Genomic DNA, 16,339 nt, shown 5'->3' with positions numbered 1-16,339 from the left:
TGGTGATGCCGGGCAGGTCGCCGATGCCGTCGCCGCGGAGGTCGCGGAAGGAGCGGGGGTAGATCTGGTAGATCACTGAGGACCGCCACCATTGCCGTTCCCGGTCACTGGAAGCTTCGTGGACCGGGATGAGGCCGGCACCGGGGAGCTGGACTGAGGGGGCTGCGATAGTGCTGAGCATGCCTTGCATCCTAGAGGACCTCTACCCGGTGATTGCAAGCGCTTCCACAAGATGACCAATCGTGTCCAGGCCCGCCGTAAGCCGTATTTGACCTGTACGAACGCTGATTCCTGCGGCCGGCCGAGTCGCGTCGAAAGTCGATAGGGAGTGTGACTGGACGCACACTGCGCACACGCTTACACTTGCCTCCATGCCATGGTCCGGGTCACGGGCAGGCACCAATTACCTCCCCGGTACGCCGGGGCCTGAAAACAGAAGAGGTACACCAATGAAGGTGCGCACAACGGGTGTGGCGGGCTTCGGCCGCCGCACCTTTACTCTCGGTGCCGTGTCGGTCACCGCTGCCCTCGTCCTCACCGCCTGCGGCGGCAGCTCCGATACCGGCGAAGGCGCCGAATCGAGCGACCTCGCCTCCGGCGGAGCAACCACACTGACCATGTGGGTGGATGCCGAGCGTTCACCGGCCCTCACCGCGGTCACCGAGCAGTTCAAGGAAGACACCGGCATAGAGGTCAAGCTGGTGACCAAGGACTTCCAGCAGGTCTCGGACGACTTCATTACCCAGGTTCCCACGGGCAAGGGCCCGGACCTGATCGTGGGACCGCACGACTGGCTGGGCAAGTTCGTCCAGAACGGCGTTGTGGCTCCGATCGAACTCGGCGACAAAGCCGGCGAGTTCCAGGACAGTGCCATCCAGGCCATGACCTACGAGGGCAACACCTACGGTGTGCCCTACTCGATCGAGAACATCGGCCTGCTGCGTAACACGGACATTGTTTCCGAACCGGCGGCCACCATGGACGAAGTCATCGCCAACGGCAAGGCAGCCGTGGCCGAGGGCAAGGCCGAGTTCCCGTTCCTGGTCCAGATGGACCCGAAGCAGGGCGACCCGTACCACCTGTACCCGCTCCAGACCTCCATGGGCGTTCCGGTCTTCGGTACGGATGAGTCCGGCAGCTACGATGCCTCGAAGCTTGAACTGGGCAACCCCGGCGGAGTCGAATTCGCCGAAAAGCTGGTGGCCTGGGGTGACTCCGGCGAGCGCATCTTCAACTCCAGCATCACACCGGACATTGCCAAGGAGAAGTTCAACGCCGGCGCCTCCCCGTACCTGCTGACCGGCCCGTGGAACGTTCCCGACGCTGTCGCCGCCGGAATCAACCTTGCCGTTGATCCGCTGCCGACCACTGGCGATTCCCCGGCCCAGCCGTTCGTTGGGGTCAACGGGTTCTTCATCAGTTCCAAGAGCCAGAACGCCCTTGCCGCCAATGAGTTCGCCCTGAACTACCTCACCACCGAAGCAGTCCAGGACTCCATGTTCGACGCCGGCGGACGTCCGCCGGCCCTGACCGCCTCCTTCGACAAGGCAGCTGCGGACCCGATCGTTGCCGCTTTCGGTGAAATCGGCGCCAACGGCGTTCCGATGCCGGCCATCCCGGAAATGGAAGCCGTCTGGGCGGACTGGGGAGGCACGCAGCTGGCCCTCATCAAGGGAGAAGCTGATCCGGCAACGGCCTGGCCCACCATGGTCTCCAACATCGAATCCAAGATCAGCAAATAGATCAACAAATAACGGCAGCAACCAAGCCGCAGCCGCTTTAGTGGCCCGGACGGGGAGCTATCCCCGTTCGGGCCACTCGTAGGAGAACATCATGGCCGTTTCAACGGACGCCCCCGTCCGCCCCGCTAAACCTGCTCCCGCCGTCTCCCGCCGCCGGAGCCCCGACTCGCTGGCCGGGACCCTGGCGAAAATCGTGCTGCTCGGACTGGTGGACGCCTTCGCCGTCTACGTCCTCATGGCTCTGTTCCTCAACGAGGAGTGGGTGGTGTTTGCCGTAGCCGCGGCGGTCACGCTGGTCATCAACTGGATCTACCTGCGCCGCGGCGGTCTCCCCGCCAAGTACCTGGCACCCGGCGTGCTGTTCCTGCTCGTGTTCCAGGTGTTCGTCGTGGTGTACAGCGGCTACGTGGCCTTCACCAACTACGGCGACGGGCATAACAGCACCAAGGAAGACGCCGTTGCGGCCATCTCCCTGACCGCGCAGCAGCGGGTGCCCGATTCGCCTGCCTACGCCGTCTCAGTCCTGGAACAGGACAGCGAACTGTTCCTGCTTGTCACGGATCCCGACGGACAGGTGCAGCTGGGCGGTGCCGAGATGCCGCTGGAAGAGGTCACAGACGCCCAGACGAACAGCAGCGGAAAAGCCATCGGCGTCGAGGGCTATGAAACCCTTGCCTTCAATGACCTGCTGAACCGCCAGGCAGAAATCCTGGCGCTGAAGGTTCCCTTCTCCGAGGACCTCGACGACGGCACGCTGGCTACCGCTGACGGGTCCAATGCCTACGTCTACAAGCCGGTGCTGGTCTATGACGAGGAAGCAGACACGTTCACCAACTCCGAAACCGGCACGGTGTACCGGGACGGCGGCGAGGGCTCCTTCGTCTCCGACACCGGGGAGCGGCTGGCTACCGGCTGGAAGATCGACGTCGGCTTCGAGAACTTCCAGCGCGCCGTCACAGACCCCGAGCTGCGCGGCCCGCTCCTGAGCGTAATCGGCTGGACCTTCACCTTCGCCGTCGCGTCCGTGGCACTGTGCTTCGGACTTGGGCTCTTCCTGGCCATCACCTTCAACCACCCCACGCTCCGGGGCAAGAAGATCTACCGCGTGCTGATGATCATGCCCTACGCCTTCCCGGCCTTCCTGGCCGGACTCGTCTGGTCCGGGATGCTGAACCAGGAGTTCGGCTTCATCAACGGAACGTTCTTCGGCGGAGCGTCGATCCCCTGGCTGAATGATCCATGGCTGGCCAAGGCCAGTGTGCTGCTGGTCAACACCTGGCTGGGATTCCCCTACATGTTCCTGGTCTGCACCGGGGCGCTGCAGTCCCTCCCGGAGGAAGTCAACGAGGCAGCCAGGATGGACGGCGCCGGAGCCTGGCGGATTTTCCGGTCCATCAAGCTCCCGCTGCTGCTGGTCTCGACGGCGCCGCTGCTGATTTCGACGTTTGCGTTCAACTTCAACAACTTCAATGTGATCTTCATGCTCACCGGAGGCGGTCCGCGCTTCCCGGGGACAAGCCAGGACATCGGCGCCACCGACCTGCTCATCACCGTGGTGTACAAGGTCGCCTTTGGCCAGGGCACCGGGCGTGACTACGGGCTCGCCAGCGCGCTGGCAATCCTGATCTTCATCATCGTGGCCGTTATCTCCGCCGTCAGCTTCAGGCAGACCAAGTCGCTGGAAGAAGTGAACTCATGAGCACCTCCACCGCCCTTCCTCCCCGTCCCGCCGCCGGAACCGATGGCACAGCCGCCACACCCGGCCTGCCTCCCCGCCGGCGCAGTTTCGGCGCCTGGTTCAAGGACACCGGCTGGCGGCACCTGGTGGGCCTGGCCATGACGGCCTTCGCCCTGCTGCCGCTGGCCTACGTTCTTTCGGCGGCGCTAAGCCCCAGCGGAACGCTGGTAGCCTCCAGCGGCCTGTTCCGCGACATCGGGTTCGACAACTTCCAGGCACTGTTCACGGACCCGCAGAAACCGTTTGCCCGCTGGTTCATCAACACCGTGGTCATTGGACTCGTCACCAGCGCCTCCACCGTCTTCCTCGGCGCGCTTGCAGCCTACAGTTTCTCCCGGATGCGTTTCACCGGCCGGCGCATGGGCCTGCTGAGCCTGCTCTTACTGCAGATGTTCCCGCAGATGCTCGGCGTGGTGGCGATCTTCCTGCTGCTCTCCGAAATCTCGGACATCGTTCCGTGGCTGGGGCTCGGCAGCCAGCTGGGCCTGATCATGGTTTACCTGGGCGGCGCACTCGGAGTGAACACCTACCTGATGTACGGATTCTTCAATACGGTGCCCAAGACCCTGGATGAAGCAGCGAGGATCGACGGCGCGGGGCACTTCCAGATCTTCTTCACCATCATCCTGCGACTGGTGACTCCCATTCTGGCAATCGTGGGCCTGCTGACCTTCATCACCACCACGGGCGAGTTCATGATTGCCTCCATTGTCCTCAATGATCCGGATACCCAGACCCTCGCCGTCGGGCTCTATTCCTTCGTGGGAGACAACCAATCCCGGACCTGGGGCGTGTTCTCGGCCGGAGCGGTGCTGGCCGCGCTGCCTGTCATGGCACTGTTCCTATTCCTGCAGCGCTATATTGCCTCGGGACTCGTAGCCGGCGCGGTCAAGGGCTAGGAGCCGGTCAGAAACCCGCGACGCCGTGCGGAACGTAATGCTCTGACAGGAGCGCCTGGTCCTCGGCGGTGAGCTCCAGGTCCAGCGCTGCGACGTCGTCATCCAGCTGTGCCAGCGAGGTGACCCCCACCAGCGGCGCGGTAACCACAGGGTGGCCCAGCACCCAGGCGAGGGCTACCCGGGCCCGGGACACCCCGTGCGCGTCGGCCACGGCCCCCAAGGCATCCGAGATCAGGCGGTCCGTTTCCTCGTGGGCCCCGTACATGGCATCCGCCAGCGAATCGTGCCCGCGGCGGCGGCTCTCCTCGTGCCACGGGCGGGCCAGGCGGCCGCGGGCCAGCGGACAGTACGCCAGTACCCCAATGCCTTCTTCGAGACAGAGCGGGTACATCTCCCGTTCCTCCTCGCGGTAGACCAGGTTGTAATGGTCCTGCATGGTGACGAACGGGGACCATCCGTTCTGCCGCTGCAGGCCCAGGGCCTTCGCGAACTGCCAGGCAAACGTGGTGGAGGCGCCCACATAGCGGACCTTTCCATCCCTCACCAGCTGGTCCAGCGCGGCCAGGGTTTCCTCCAGCGGGGTCGAGCTGTCCCAGCGGTGGATCTGGTACAGGTCTATGTAGTCGGTGCCCAGCCGTCGCAGCGATTCCTCCACCTGCCAGAGGATGTGCTTGCGGGAGAGTCCCCAGCCGTTGGGGCCCGGGGCCATCTGCCCATGCACCTTGGTGGCGATGACGACTTCTTCCCGGCGCGCGAACTCCCGCAGTGCCACCCCCAGGATCCGCTCACTGTCACCGGCGGAATACACGTTCGCCGTGTCGAAGAGGTTGATGCCCAGTTCCAGCGCCCGGCGGATGAGCGCCTTTGAATCGTCCTCCCGCAGTGTCCAGGAATGGGCGCCCCGGGCCGGGTCCCCAAAGCTCAGGCAGCCCAATCCGATGGCCGAAACCGTTGTCCCGGAACGGCCGAGCTTTACATAGCGCATCGAGTTCATGGACCTGGCCTCCCCAAGCGTAGAGCGGCGGTGCCCGGCTCCCGGCCGGTACTGCCGATGCTACGGCGGCGCCCCTCGTCGGGTACAGGGGGACTGCCCGGCGCAGGGCGCCCCGCCCTATACTGAGCCATGGCTTCCGAGACTGCGCTCCCGACTGCGCCCCGGACGGGGAAGGGCAGCACTGCGGGGGAGGTGCTTCTGGCCTACCTCTCGGAACAGCTCACCGAGATGCTCCGGCAGGAGCAGAGGCTGCGCCGGGACGAAACCGATGCCATTCACAAAATGAGGGTCAGTACGCGCCGGCTCCGTTCGGTGCTCTCCAGTTACCGCAGGATCCTTCCGCCCGAACCAGCCCGCCGGATCCGGAGCGAACTGAGGTGGCTGTCACAGGTGCTCGGCGCAGCCCGGGACGCGCAGGTCATGCGCCACCGCCTGCAGGCACTGGTGGCAGCCCAGCCCCCGGAACTGGTGCGCGGACCGGTCTCTGCCCGGATAGACGCGGAACTGCTGGGGCGTTACGACGATGCGCTCGCGGTAATCCGCCGCGAGCTGGACGCGCAACGCTATGCTGCCCTGGTCCAGGACCTCGGCAGCCTGGCAGCGGACCCGCAGTTCACCGGCCCGGCGGGAAAATCCGCGCGGAAGGTTGGCCGGCGCCTGATCCTCCGCGACCTGCGCAGGCTGCGGAACAGTGTCCGCGCTGCGAAGCGGGAGCCCGACGACGAGCGGCGGGCAGAGGCCTTCCACGAGGCCCGGAAGGACGCCAAGCGGCTGCGCTATGCCGCGGAGGCATACGTGCCGGTGGGCGGGGCACGTGCCGCGGCGATGGTGGAGGCGGCCGAGGGTGTCCAGAAGGCACTCGGAGAACACCAGGACAGTGTTGTCACCCGGAAGCTGCTGGCGAAGCTCGGTGCACATCCCGGACGCGGGGGCAGCGGCTTTACCTACGGACGGCTGCATGCCGTCGAGGAACGTCAGGGCCGCGTAGCGGAGAAACAGTTCCGCCGACTGTGGAAGGGTTTTGCCGGGACGCACGGCTGGTGATCGCGGCGCCGCTCTATGGACTCCGCAGTATCCGCAGACCTACCCTGCCAGTGAGGGCGCGCGGGTCCGTGGATGCCACCCCGGCCGGGAGCGCCGCCACCGACGGAGGAATCCGATGGAATCTCCCTGGGCGCCGCTGAAGAACCGGTGGTTCCTGATCCTGTGGCTGGCGCAGCTGGGATCCAACGTCGGAAGCTGGATGCAGACCGTTGGCGCCCAGTGGTACCTCGTGGAGAGCGGGGCGAGTCCGGTCCTCGTCTCCCTGGTGCAGTCAGCATCACTGGCCCCTGCACTGCTGCTGGGACTGGTGGCCGGTGTCCTGGCGGACGCCTTTAACCGCCGCCGCCTGATCCTGGGCAGCAACCTGTTTGCCGCCGGTGCCGGCTGCCTGCTCACCGCAATCGCAGCCCTGGGCCTGCTGGGGCCGGACTCACTGCTGCTCTACACATTCCTGATCGGCTGCGGCGTGGCGCTGAGTTCCCCGGCCTGGCAGGCAGTGACTCCCTCCCTAGTGCCGCGCGATCAGATCAGGTCTGCGTCAGCACTCGGGTCCGTTGCAGTCAACGCTGCCCGCGCCGTGGGCCCTGCGCTCGGCGGTGTGCTGGTCTCGGCCGCCGGACCTGCCTTCGTCTTCGGACTCAACGCGCTGTCCTTCCTCGGTACAGCGCTGGCCGTCTTCCTCTGGCGCAGCGCACCGCAGAGCCCCGAGGACCGCGAGCAGCTTGGCGAAGCGCTCGCAGCAGGAATGCGCTATATCCGGGCGGCACCGCGGATCCGCCGCATCCTGCTGCGCTGCATCCTGTTCCTGGTTCCGGCCAGCGCCCTCTATGCGCTGCTCCCTGTTGCCGTGAACGGGCATTTGGGCATGGGGTCCTCCGGATACGGACTGCTGCTGGGGGCCCTGGGAAGCGGAGCCATCCTGGGAGTGGCGCTGCTGGGAAGGACCCGGAAACTGTTTGGTGACACGGCTCTGCTGGGCGCATCCGCCGCTGTTTTTGGAGCGGCAGTCTTTTCTGCCGGCTACCTCACGCCGATTCCACTGGCAATCCTGCTGGTGCTCGCGGGCATGGCCTGGATCAACACCCTCTCCACACTGAACAGCGCCATGCAGCTGACCCTGCCGGAATGGGTCCGTGCACGCGGACTGGCCGTGTACCTGATGGTGCTTACCGGAACCCAGGCGCTGGGATCGGTGCTGTGGGGATCCCTGGCCACAGCGTTCGGCTACGCACCCGTGCTGGCCGGTGCCGCCGTCGTTCTCCTGCTGGTTGGCGCCAGCGTGGTGCCGCTGCCGCTGCTGCCGGGGACCGGCAACCTGGACCGCAGTGTTCCCGCGCCGGAGCTGGGTCTGGAGATCGAATCCGAGCCGAACCCGGGTGCCGGGCCGGTGACGATCCAGGTGGCATACGAGCTGGCGCCGGAGGAAGCGCCGGAATTCGTGGAAGCCATGCGCGAGGTGAAGCTCTCCCGGCTGCGGACCGGGGCGACGAACTGGGAACTGGTGCACTCGGTTACGGATTCCAGCCAGTTCCGGGAGGTCTACGACGTTCCCACCTGGCGGGAGTACATGCGCCAGGAACACCAGCGGCTGACCGGCGCGGACCGGAGCAATATTGCCCGGGCTGCCGGTCTGGCGCGGGAGGAACCGCGCACGCGCTGGTTCCTCCCGGCCGGTGCCTAGACCTGCTCCGCGTCTGCGGCGAGGGCAGCGCGGACGGCCGGAGCCACTTCGGTGCCGTAGAGCTCGATGCAGCTCATCAGGTTCTCGTGCGGCAGGGTGCCCAGGCTGTACTTCAGATCGAAGCGGGACAGGTCCAGGGTGCGGGCTGTCCGGATGATTTTGTCCGCGACCGTTTCCGGCGAGCCGATGAAGAGTGCGCCTTCGGGGCCCGCACCGGCCTCGTACTCGCTGCGGGTGACGGGCGGCCAGCCGCGCTCGCGGCCAATGCGGTTCTGCATCTGGGCGTAGTGCGGCCAGGCTTCGTCCAGCGCCTGCTGGTCGGTGGCTGCGACGTAGCCGGGGGAGTGCGCGCCGATGGGCAGCGCGGGCTTGCCGAATTCCTTCAGGGCGCGCTTGTACAGGGAAACGAACGGGGTGAACCGCGCCGGTTCGCCGCCGATGATGGCAAGCATCAGCGGCAGTTCGTAGTGCGCGGCCCGTACCACCGACTGCGGGGTGCCGCCGACGGCGATCCAGGTGGGAATATGGCCGCCCTGCGTGGGCGGGTAAACCTGGACGTTGCGCAGCGGCGGGCGGATGCTGCCCTCCCAGGTGACGGGCTCCTCGCTCAGCAGCCGGGTAAACAGGTCCAGCTTCTCCTCGAAAAGCACTTCGTAGTCGGAGAGCTCAAAGCCGAACAGCGGGAAGGACTCCGTGAAGGAACCACGGCCAAGAATGACCTCTGCCCGGCCGCTTGAAACTGCGTCCAGCGTGGCGAAACGCTCGTAGACCCGGATTGGATCGTCAGAGGAGAGAACCGTCACTGCGGAGCCAAGCCGGATCCGGCTGGTCTGGCCGGCAATCGCGGCCAGCACGGTTTCCGGCGAGGACACCGCGTAGTCGTCCCGGTGGTGTTCGCCGATTCCGATGAAGTCCAGTCCCACCGAATCCGCCAGCACGGCTTCGGCCACCACGTTGCGGATGACCTCAGGCATGGGCAAATTGGTTCCGTCCCCGCCCTGCGTCACGTCTCCAAACGTGTCCAGTCCCAGTTCAATCTGCTGTGCCACTGCCGCCACCTTCATCCTCGTACATATGCGTATGCATCTATTGTTGCGCACAACCGCGCCTGGAGGCGGACTATTCCCCTGCCGCGCGTCCCCGCCGTTCCCCGGCACGCCGGGAGGTGTCCGTTCAGGGTGCGGGCACCCGGCGGATAGACTTGGAAACGGCCCGGAGCCGGTGCTCCGTGCGGGGGCGGAAGAATGATCCACCAACGAGGACTAGTTGAGGAATTTTGCGAGACTTTAGTGCACGCCTGGCCACCGCTGACGAGGTTGCGGACTGGGACAAGCTGGTCCAGTCCAACCCCAACGGCGGCAACGTACTGCAGTCCGCTGCCTACGCTGAGGTCAAGTCCCATCACGGCTGGAACCCGATCCAGGTGGTCTTCAGCTGCCCGGACTACACCTCCTACAACCTGGTGATCGAGAAGAAGGTCCCGCTGCTCGGCAGCCTCTGGTACCTGATCAAGGGTCCCGACGCAGCCGTGCCGGAGGACGTTCCGGCAATGGCGCAGGCACTGGGCAGGTTCGCGAAGCAAACCGGCCGCCGCGTCTTCGCTCTGAAGGTCGAGCCGGACATTGTGGACGGCGACGACGTCCGGGACCTGTTCACCTCCGCCGGATTCGTGAAGACGTTCAACCTGCAGCCCAACGATTCAACCGCGCTGCTGGACACCACGCCGGACACCGAGCAGATCCTCAAGAATATTTCCTCGCGTGCCCGCAACGCCGTGCGCCGGGCCATCCGCGAAGGTGCCGACGTGCGCCGCGTGGAGGCCACCGAGGAAAACATGCGGACCATGTACAAACTCATGAGCCACATTGAAGACCGCTCAGACGCCCGGATGCGCTCCTACGAGTACTACCACCGCTTCTGGTCCAACTTCGTGGACGCCGGCCAGGGCCGGTTCTACTTTGCCTTCGACGAGAACGGCGAACCCAACGTGGGCGCGTTCGTGATCGCCTACGGGAAAAAGGGAACCTACAAGGACGGCGGATCCAAGCCGCGCCGAAGCCAGTACGGGGATTCCCACCTGGTGCAGTGGACCGCCCTCACGGAGCTCAAGGAAGACTTCGGCATTGAGGAATACGATTTCTGCGGCACTCCGCCCAGCAGCGAACTGAAGAACAAGGAACACCCGCACCACGGCCTGGGCCTGTTCAAGACCAGTTTTTCCAAGACCGTCACCGATTTCACCGGCTGCTGGGACGTGGTGCTGGATCCGCTCCGCTACCGGATCTGGAACACCATAGGAGAACGCGTGACGCGCCAGGTCTACTGGCGGCGCCACCACCAGCCGTTCTACTAAACCGACTACCAGCAGCGAAGCAGGGGTGGACACCGTGGACAACGACGACGACCGCCGCGGGCCTGCGCCAACACCGGAGCCCGTGGCCGGCCTTCTTCCCATCATCAAGGTGCCTGGGCGCCCGGACGGCACTGAGGGGCATCCGCGCACCGGGCCTGCCCCGGTCCATGAAGCGCCGGGGGTTGAGACTCCGGCCGACGCGCTTCCCGCCGTTCCCGGACCGGGTGGCCTGCGGAGCACCAAGCCGAAGCCTCCGCCGGCCACGTCCTCGGTCCCGCGCATGCCCAAGAGCAGCAAGGCAGCCGCTGCCCGCAAAGCCGCTGCGGCCGGCCAGCCCGGACGCCCGGCTCCGGGAACGGCTCCCCGCCCGGCCAAACCTCGTGCCCGGAAGACGACCCCGCGGCAGCACAGTCCCTCATCGGCCCAGCGGGCGGATTCCTCGTCCGCCGCAGCGCGGCGGGTGCTCAAGCGCCTGGTGCAGGGTGAGACTCCGCCCACCCAGGCCATGTCCATTGTCGAACGCCTGGCTGGCAGCCCGTACGCCAATCCCCGGGTCCGTTCCGGCGGACCGGATGCCAGTGCCCGCAAGACGCTCGACCTGGCTTTGGGCATGGCCGAGACAATGTTCCGTTACGGGGCCGGTGCGCTTGAGGTTGAAACGGCAATGATCGCGGTCACTGCTGCGTACGGGCTTGAAAACATTGAGGTGGACATCACCAACCAGTCCGTCCTGCTCAATTACTCTCCAAAGGACCAGACTCCCATCACCGTGATGCGGGTGGTCCGGTCCTGGACCAACAACTATGCAGGACTGGCACTGGTGCACAGGCTGGTCACGGACATCGTGGACGGCAACGTATCCCGTGCCGAGGCCTCCCAGCAGCTCAACTCGATCGTGCATCAGCCCAAGCCCTTTCCCCGCTGGGCCGTCACCTTTTCAGCCGGCCTCTTCGCCGCTGCAATCGTGGCGTTCATTGGGGGGAGTCCGCTCGGGTCCGTCGTCGGATTCGTGAGCACCATCCTGGTCAGCCTGCTGCAGCGGGTCCTGGGACGCTGGCGCGTTCCGGACTTCTTCACCACGGCTGCCAGCGGATTCCTGGTCACGGCGCTGGCCATGCTTTTCTGGTGGCTGGACGCCACGGATGTGGCGGACCTGGACATAGCACCCGGCATCGTCGTGGCCGGAGGGATACTGCTGCTGCTGCCCACCGGGCGCCTGGTCTCTGCGGTGCAGGATGCGATCAACGGCTTCCCGGTGACAGCTGCCGGCCGTTTCCTCTCGGCGTTCCTGACCTTCGGCGCGATCGTGGCAGGCATCGCCGTCGCGCTGGTAGCCGGAGCGCTGGTGGGAATGCCGCGGCTGGAGGTGACCACGGGAGGCTCCTCGCCCTATCCCTTTGCCGTCGTCCTGCTGGTGCTGGCCGTCGCGCTGGCAACTATCAGCATTACCGAGCAGTCACCGGCGAACCTGGTGCTGCCCACCGTGCTCATCGGGGTGGGCGGATTCCTGGTCTCGGTGGCCTCAGAGGCAGCTGGAGTCGGCCCGCGGCTGACGCCGGCCATCGCCGCGATCGTCATTGGCATGGCCTCGAGGATAGTTGCCCTGCGGATGGGCGCACCGCAGCTGGTGGTGGCCGTCCCCGCAGTTTTGTTCCTCTTCCCCGGGCTGAGCATCTTCCGCTCGATGTACGGGCTGAGCATTGGGCTGGATGACATCTCCGCAGGGGTCATTGGCCTGTTCAACGCGCTGACTGTCATCCTCGCGATCGCCGGCGGCGTCGTCTTCGGTGACAACCTGGCCCGGCCGCTGACCCGGAACCTGAACGGCAACGACCGCCGCAACCGCCGCCGCTGATCGACGGCGGCCGGGTTAGAGGATCTTGCCGATCGGAGTTCGTTTCTCGGCCTGGAAAGCGTCCTCAGTTCGTCCCGCGGCCCAGTAGCCGGAAAGCGAGACGGCACTGCGTTCGAGTTTATGCCGGGTGAAGAATATTTCCCTCAGGCCCTTCATGGCCTCACGCTCACCATGGGCAAAGACCTGGACCGCTCCGGGATGGAAGGGCAGCGCGTCCAGGGCCGCAACCAGCAGCCGGCCCGCCGGCTGGTCCGCACCGCGGTAGAGCCACGTCACCACAACACCCCTGGGAGAGTTCAGCGGAAGTTCGTCCTGCGGACCCTGGACCTCGATGAAAGCGTGTCCCACGGCGTCGTAAGGCAGTGCCTCGAGGGCAGCGGCAGTGGCTGGAAGCGCGGACTCGTCGGCGGCGAAGAGGTACCAGTCAGCCTCGGGATCGGGGGCGTAGCCGCCGCCGGGACCGCCAAAGGTGAGGATATCCCCGGGCTGGGCCGAGGCGGCCCATGGGCCGGCAAGCCCCTCGTCGCCGTGAACGACGAAGTCCATGGCGAGTTCACGGCGCTCCACGTCGACCCACCGGACGGTGTAGGTCCGGGAAACGGGCCAGTCCTCCCGGGGGGTTTGCTCACGCAGCTCTTCAAGCGGAACGGTGCCGTTCAGCGGCCTGCCGTCGCGGCCAAACCAGATCTTGCAGTACGCGTCCGTGCTGCTGCTCGGAGTGAAGGTGTCAAAGCCTGGGCCGCCTGCCACGATGCGCACCATGTGCGGCGAGAGCTGCTCGCGGCGCAGCACGGTCATGGTGTGCGTGGGCCGGGCGCGCCGGGCGGGTGCCGGCGTCCGGGTTGCGGGGGCATCAGGCATAGCGGTGTTTCTCCTAGAACGCGGTGGTTGTTCTACCGTACCCCGGGCAATCTCCAGTCCACCGGTGTTGCTCCCTGTTGCACGAGGAGCTCGTTGGCCCGGCTGAACGGACGGGAACCAAAGAAACCGCGGGAGGCCGAAAGCGGGCTGGGGTGTGCCGATTCAATCCGCGGCAATCCTCCCAGCAGGGGAGCCAGGGACTGCGCCTGGCGTCCCCACAGGATGGCCACCAGCGGAAGCGGGGAGCCGTCCGGGTGCCGCCGCGCCGCGAGGGAACGGACAGCGAGTTCGGTAACCGGCTCCCAACCCAGGTTCCGATGGGAGTTCGCCTGGCCGGCGGTAACGCTCAGCGCGCGGTTCAGGAGCAGCACGCCCTGGTTGGCCCACGCGCTGAGATCCCCGTGCTGCGCGGGCTCAATGCCAAGGTCGGCCCTCAGCTCCTTGTAGATGTTGACCAGCGAACGCGGCAGCGGGCGCACCCCGGGATCCACCGAGAAACTCAGGCCGACGGCGTGGCCCGGGGTGGGGTAGGGGTCCTGCCCGATGACCAGCACCTTCACCTGCTCGGCGGGCTGGGTAAACGCGCGGAGAATATGCGCGGGAGGGGGAAGGATGTGCTCTCCGGCGTTGATCCGGCGCTGGAGCTCGTCGCCAATGCGGTGGATCCGGTCTGCCTCCGACGCCAGGAGATCCGCCCAGTCTCCGGCGATGCTGCTGGACAGCGGGATGCCTGAGGCGAAGGGCACAGGGTCCTGGGGCGAGGCGGTGTCATTGCTGGCGAGATCGAATAGGGCCGGTTCATGGCTGCTGTTCACCCCTCAAGTGTCCGCGATGCACGGACAGGATCCCAGCCGGCGGGCGGTGCCGCCTGAATGACAACACTGTTATTCCGGTTTACGATTGCTTGAGGAAGCAGACTCTTGCCTGGACCGTGCCCTCGAGCGGCCGAGTCCGGGCGAACCGGGAAACGGGGACAACAGATTGGCAGGATCAGCCGGAGCCGAGGCGTTTTCACTCGACGGTGTGGTCGATCCCCAGAGTCCCCTCAGTGAGCGGGACCAGCAGATGCTCGCACTTGAGCGCTCCTGGTGGAAGTACTCCGGGGCCAAGGAACAAGCCATCCGCGATCTCTTCGGCATGTCAGCCACAAGCTATTACCAGGTCCTCAACGCCCTGATTGACACCGAGGAAGCCCTTGCGCACGATCCCATGCTGGTGAAGCGGCTGCGTAGACTGCGTACTACACGCCAGCGCGCGCGTACGGCCCGCCGCATGGGCACCGACGCCTAGGGCATTCCCCATACACAAGGACAGACACCGCAGCCATGAGCCAATACCCCAGGGATGAGTTCGACAAGGTCCCGGAGACCTCGACCCGCCAAGGCGTTCACCGTGAACGGCTTATTCCGGCGCGCTCCAGCGGAATCGGCCTGATCATCACGGTGGGTGTCCTTGCCCTCCTGGTGGGCCTGGCAGCGTATTTCGTGCTCCCGCGGCTGGGTATCGGTGCCGGCAGCAGCGCCAGCCCCGCAGTTTCGGAATCCAGCGAACCTGCCGCGGAACCGTCGCAGTCCCCGAGCCCAAGCGCCTCACCCACTCCGTCAGCTACTCCGACGCCGACTCCCACCCCGGAGCCGACGCCGGAGGCACCGGCGGCGGACCGGACACAGCCGGTGGTCGTGCTCAATGCGAGCGGCGTCTCCGGGCTGGGTGCCCGGATCTCCACCCGGATCGGGGCGGACGGCTGGACGACGGCGCAGGTAGGTAACTGGGCAGGCATGCCGATGCAGACCTCGGCGATCTTCTTCAACGGTGAAGCACAGCGCGCAAACGCCGAGGAGCTTGGAAAGTTGCTGGGAATAGCGACCATTACCGAGTCTCCCGAGTTCAGCCTGGTCACCGTTGTGGCCGGTCCCGGCTTCCAGTAACCCCGGGGCAGCGACGTTTAGTTAAGACTCGATAACTATCCCCGGACCCCGTGGGTGAAGACCCGGGCGCTGGCTAAAGTAAGGGCCAGCCGAACGGGATGGGCAGGCAAACCACCTGCAGTTCCGGTCTGGCTGCTGTCGTGGAACACCATCGCGGCAGCGGAACCTAAAAGGGGAGAATGAGTATGGCGCAGGGGATCGTCAAATGGTTCAACGGGGAAAAGGGCTACGGCTTCATTACCGTTGACGAAGCCCAAACTGATGTTTTCGTCCACTGGTCCGCGATCCAGTCCGCTGGTTACCGGACACTGGAGGAGGGCCAGCGGGTCGAGTTTGAAATTGGTGAAGGCCAAAAAGGCCCGCAGGCCGAGGATGTCCGGACCGTCTAGGCGGACGCCCGGACACGCCGGGTAGACAAAGCAGTGAGCCGGTACCCCGTCGGGGTGCCGGCTCACTGCTTTGTCTAGTCGCCTGGTCTTGGCGGATGCCGAGCCTGCTCGCGAGCGGCGCTTACTCCCGAAGCGGAACTCCGCGGGCATCTGTCCGGAACGACTGCGCTCCGGCCAGGATCATGATCCCTTCAACGAACCCCCAGATAGCGGCGAAGCCGAACGTGAACAGGGTTACCAGGAGCTGCACGATTCCCAGCGTGGTGTAGCCGAGGTAAAACCGGTGGATGCCGAGCCCGCCGAGGAAAATGCCCAGCAGGCCTGCAGCAAGCCGCGACTTGGGCTCGACCCATCCGTATGGAGCAGGAGCACCCGCAGGGTAGCCATGCGGGTACCCGGGCTGATAGCCCTGCTGATAGCCCTGGGAATACCCGGGCTGGTAGTTCGCTGCCGGAGGTCCCTGCTGGTACTGCTGGTATCCACTCTGGCTGCCGGCCTGCTGGTAGCCGCCCGCGGGATCACCGGGATGCTGGGAGGACCCGGGAACTGAACCTGTTCCGGCCTCGGACGCGTACTCGCCCGGCGGCGTGCCATAAGGGGGCGGAGCCGCGCTGGCACCGTGGGCTTCGGGCGCGCGGGTCCCGTCTGCCTCGCCGTCGAGGGGAGAAGAATGGTTCGGGGGCTGGTTGGGCGCCATGGCCTGCTCCTTGGCATCGTCGTTCGCTGAGCACGTCGCTTGCTGAGCACGGTGCCGTGGTGCCGCCGAGGCGTGACCGGCCGTGCTGATCCTAATCTACGCTGGCGCGCGCCCTTCCGGGCTGCCGCCCCGCAGAATCGGGCAGGGTTTCCAATCCG

Annotated in this window: 15 protein-coding genes and 1 pseudogene; 10 read left to right on the top strand and 6 right to left on the bottom strand. The window is 65.9% G+C overall.

Going from position 1 to position 16,339, the window contains the following annotated elements; translation table 11 throughout:
• Nucleotides 1-181, bottom strand: a pseudogene (locus ACSLGO_RS17085) (alpha-amylase); the annotation flags it as partial.
• A 268-nt stretch (nucleotides 182-449) separates the two neighbouring features.
• Here ACSLGO_RS17085 and ACSLGO_RS17080 point away from each other — a divergent pair.
• From ACSLGO_RS17080 to ACSLGO_RS17070, 3 genes are all read left to right on the top strand, one after another.
• Complete coding sequence (locus ACSLGO_RS17080; protein WP_091607854.1) at nucleotides 450-1,742, top strand: sugar ABC transporter substrate-binding protein; 1,293 nt, start codon at nucleotides 450-452, stop codon at nucleotides 1,740-1,742.
• Nucleotides 1,743-1,833: 91 nt separating this feature from the next.
• Complete coding sequence (locus ACSLGO_RS17075; RefSeq protein WP_386916779.1) at nucleotides 1,834-3,441, top strand: ABC transporter permease subunit; 1,608 nt, start codon at nucleotides 1,834-1,836, stop codon at nucleotides 3,439-3,441.
• Complete coding sequence (locus ACSLGO_RS17070) at nucleotides 3,438-4,379, top strand: sugar ABC transporter permease (protein ID WP_091607848.1); 942 nt, start codon at nucleotides 3,438-3,440, stop codon at nucleotides 4,377-4,379. Before ACSLGO_RS17075 ends, ACSLGO_RS17070 begins: the two co-directional genes overlap by 4 nt.
• Before the next feature lie 7 nt (nucleotides 4,380-4,386).
• On the opposite strand, the gene ACSLGO_RS17065 is transcribed toward ACSLGO_RS17070, so the two are convergent.
• Nucleotides 4,387-5,364, bottom strand: coding sequence for an aldo/keto reductase (locus ACSLGO_RS17065; RefSeq protein ID WP_091607845.1), 978 nt, complete (start codon nucleotides 5,362-5,364; stop codon nucleotides 4,387-4,389).
• Between the two features lie 138 nt (nucleotides 5,365-5,502).
• On the opposite strand from ACSLGO_RS17065, the gene ACSLGO_RS17060 reads away from it, so the two are divergent.
• Together ACSLGO_RS17060 and ACSLGO_RS17055 are read left to right on the top strand one after the other, a co-directional pair.
• Nucleotides 5,503-6,417, top strand: coding sequence for a CHAD domain-containing protein (locus ACSLGO_RS17060; RefSeq protein WP_436401548.1), 915 nt, complete (start codon nucleotides 5,503-5,505; stop codon nucleotides 6,415-6,417).
• A 115-nt stretch (nucleotides 6,418-6,532) separates the two neighbouring features.
• Nucleotides 6,533-8,098 (top strand): MFS transporter, encoded by a 1,566-nt coding sequence (locus ACSLGO_RS17055; protein WP_433122901.1) that lies wholly within the window; start codon nucleotides 6,533-6,535, stop codon nucleotides 8,096-8,098.
• On the opposite strand, the gene ACSLGO_RS17050 is transcribed toward ACSLGO_RS17055, so the two are convergent.
• Nucleotides 8,095-9,147, bottom strand: coding sequence for an LLM class flavin-dependent oxidoreductase (locus ACSLGO_RS17050; RefSeq protein WP_436401547.1), 1,053 nt, complete (start codon nucleotides 9,145-9,147; stop codon nucleotides 8,095-8,097). The genes ACSLGO_RS17055 and ACSLGO_RS17050 overlap by 4 nt on opposite strands.
• Before the next feature lie 227 nt (nucleotides 9,148-9,374).
• Between ACSLGO_RS17050 and ACSLGO_RS17045 the strand changes: the two genes are divergently transcribed.
• Together ACSLGO_RS17045 and ACSLGO_RS17040 are read left to right on the top strand one after the other, a co-directional pair.
• Nucleotides 9,375-10,451, top strand: coding sequence for a lipid II:glycine glycyltransferase FemX (locus ACSLGO_RS17045; RefSeq protein ID WP_091607837.1), 1,077 nt, complete (start codon nucleotides 9,375-9,377; stop codon nucleotides 10,449-10,451).
• 280 nt (nucleotides 10,452-10,731) lie between these two features.
• Complete coding sequence (locus ACSLGO_RS17040; RefSeq protein ID WP_436401552.1) at nucleotides 10,732-12,306, top strand: threonine/serine ThrE exporter family protein; 1,575 nt, start codon at nucleotides 10,732-10,734, stop codon at nucleotides 12,304-12,306.
• A gap of 15 nt (nucleotides 12,307-12,321) precedes the next feature.
• Here ACSLGO_RS17040 and ACSLGO_RS17035 read toward each other — a convergent pair whose 3' ends face one another.
• A complete protein-coding gene (locus ACSLGO_RS17035; protein WP_436401546.1) occupies nucleotides 12,322-13,167 on the bottom strand; it encodes a siderophore-interacting protein in 846 nt (281 codons plus the stop codon).
• Nucleotides 13,168-13,199: 32 nt separating this feature from the next.
• A complete protein-coding gene (locus ACSLGO_RS17030; protein ID WP_436401545.1) occupies nucleotides 13,200-13,982 on the bottom strand; it encodes a uracil-DNA glycosylase in 783 nt (260 codons plus the stop codon).
• Between the two features lie 166 nt (nucleotides 13,983-14,148).
• Between ACSLGO_RS17030 and ACSLGO_RS17025 the strand changes: the two genes are divergently transcribed.
• The 3 genes from ACSLGO_RS17025 (at nucleotide 14,149) to ACSLGO_RS17015 (ending at nucleotide 15,484) form a co-directional block, all read left to right on the top strand.
• Nucleotides 14,149-14,457: a DUF3263 domain-containing protein gene (locus ACSLGO_RS17025; RefSeq protein ID WP_091607832.1), complete on the top strand. Its 309-nt coding sequence runs from the start codon at nucleotides 14,149-14,151 to the stop codon at nucleotides 14,455-14,457.
• A 35-nt stretch (nucleotides 14,458-14,492) separates the two neighbouring features.
• Nucleotides 14,493-15,095 (top strand): LytR C-terminal domain-containing protein, encoded by a 603-nt coding sequence (locus ACSLGO_RS17020; protein ID WP_436401544.1) that lies wholly within the window; start codon nucleotides 14,493-14,495, stop codon nucleotides 15,093-15,095.
• A 185-nt stretch (nucleotides 15,096-15,280) separates the two neighbouring features.
• Nucleotides 15,281-15,484, top strand: coding sequence for a cold-shock protein (locus ACSLGO_RS17015; protein ID WP_066301805.1), 204 nt, complete (start codon nucleotides 15,281-15,283; stop codon nucleotides 15,482-15,484).
• A 121-nt stretch (nucleotides 15,485-15,605) separates the two neighbouring features.
• On the opposite strand, the gene ACSLGO_RS17010 is transcribed toward ACSLGO_RS17015, so the two are convergent.
• Nucleotides 15,606-16,181 carry an NINE protein gene (locus tag ACSLGO_RS17010; RefSeq protein WP_436401543.1) on the bottom strand — a complete coding sequence of 192 codons (576 nt, stop codon included), beginning with the start codon at nucleotides 16,179-16,181 and terminating at the stop codon, nucleotides 15,606-15,608.
• Between the last annotated feature and the right edge of the window lie 158 nt (nucleotides 16,182-16,339).

It is taken from the genome of Arthrobacter sp. IK3, assembly GCF_051337705.1.
GTDB classification, from domain to species: Bacteria; Actinomycetota; Actinomycetes; order Actinomycetales; family Micrococcaceae; genus Arthrobacter_B; species Arthrobacter_B koreensis.
This window is presented reverse-complemented; position numbering and strand designations above follow the sequence as displayed.

What these genes read in the sequence shown, in the direction of transcription:
- ACSLGO_RS17080 (WP_091607854.1), top strand. Translation starts at nt 450, where the DNA reads ATGAAGGTGCGCACAACGGGTGTGGCGGGCTTCGGCCGCCGCACCTTT.
- ACSLGO_RS17075 (WP_386916779.1), top strand. Translation starts at nt 1,834, where the DNA reads ATGGCCGTTTCAACGGACGCCCCCGTCCGCCCCGCTAAACCTGCTCCC.
- ACSLGO_RS17010 (WP_436401543.1), bottom strand. Translation starts at nt 16,181, where the DNA reads ATGGCGCCCAACCAGCCCCCGAACCATTCTTCTCCCCTCGACGGCGAG.
- ACSLGO_RS17020 (WP_436401544.1), top strand. Translation starts at nt 14,493, where the DNA reads ATGAGCCAATACCCCAGGGATGAGTTCGACAAGGTCCCGGAGACCTCG.
- ACSLGO_RS17060 (WP_436401548.1), top strand. Translation starts at nt 5,503, where the DNA reads ATGGCTTCCGAGACTGCGCTCCCGACTGCGCCCCGGACGGGGAAGGGC.
- ACSLGO_RS17040 (WP_436401552.1), top strand. Translation starts at nt 10,732, where the DNA reads ATGCCCAAGAGCAGCAAGGCAGCCGCTGCCCGCAAAGCCGCTGCGGCC.
- ACSLGO_RS17070 (WP_091607848.1), top strand. Translation starts at nt 3,438, where the DNA reads ATGAGCACCTCCACCGCCCTTCCTCCCCGTCCCGCCGCCGGAACCGAT.
- ACSLGO_RS17055 (WP_433122901.1), top strand. Translation starts at nt 6,533, where the DNA reads ATGGAATCTCCCTGGGCGCCGCTGAAGAACCGGTGGTTCCTGATCCTG.
- ACSLGO_RS17035 (WP_436401546.1), bottom strand. Translation starts at nt 13,167, where the DNA reads ATGCCTGATGCCCCCGCAACCCGGACGCCGGCACCCGCCCGGCGCGCC.
- ACSLGO_RS17065 (WP_091607845.1), bottom strand. Translation starts at nt 5,364, where the DNA reads ATGCGCTATGTAAAGCTCGGCCGTTCCGGGACAACGGTTTCGGCCATC.
- ACSLGO_RS17015 (WP_066301805.1), top strand. Translation starts at nt 15,281, where the DNA reads ATGGCGCAGGGGATCGTCAAATGGTTCAACGGGGAAAAGGGCTACGGC.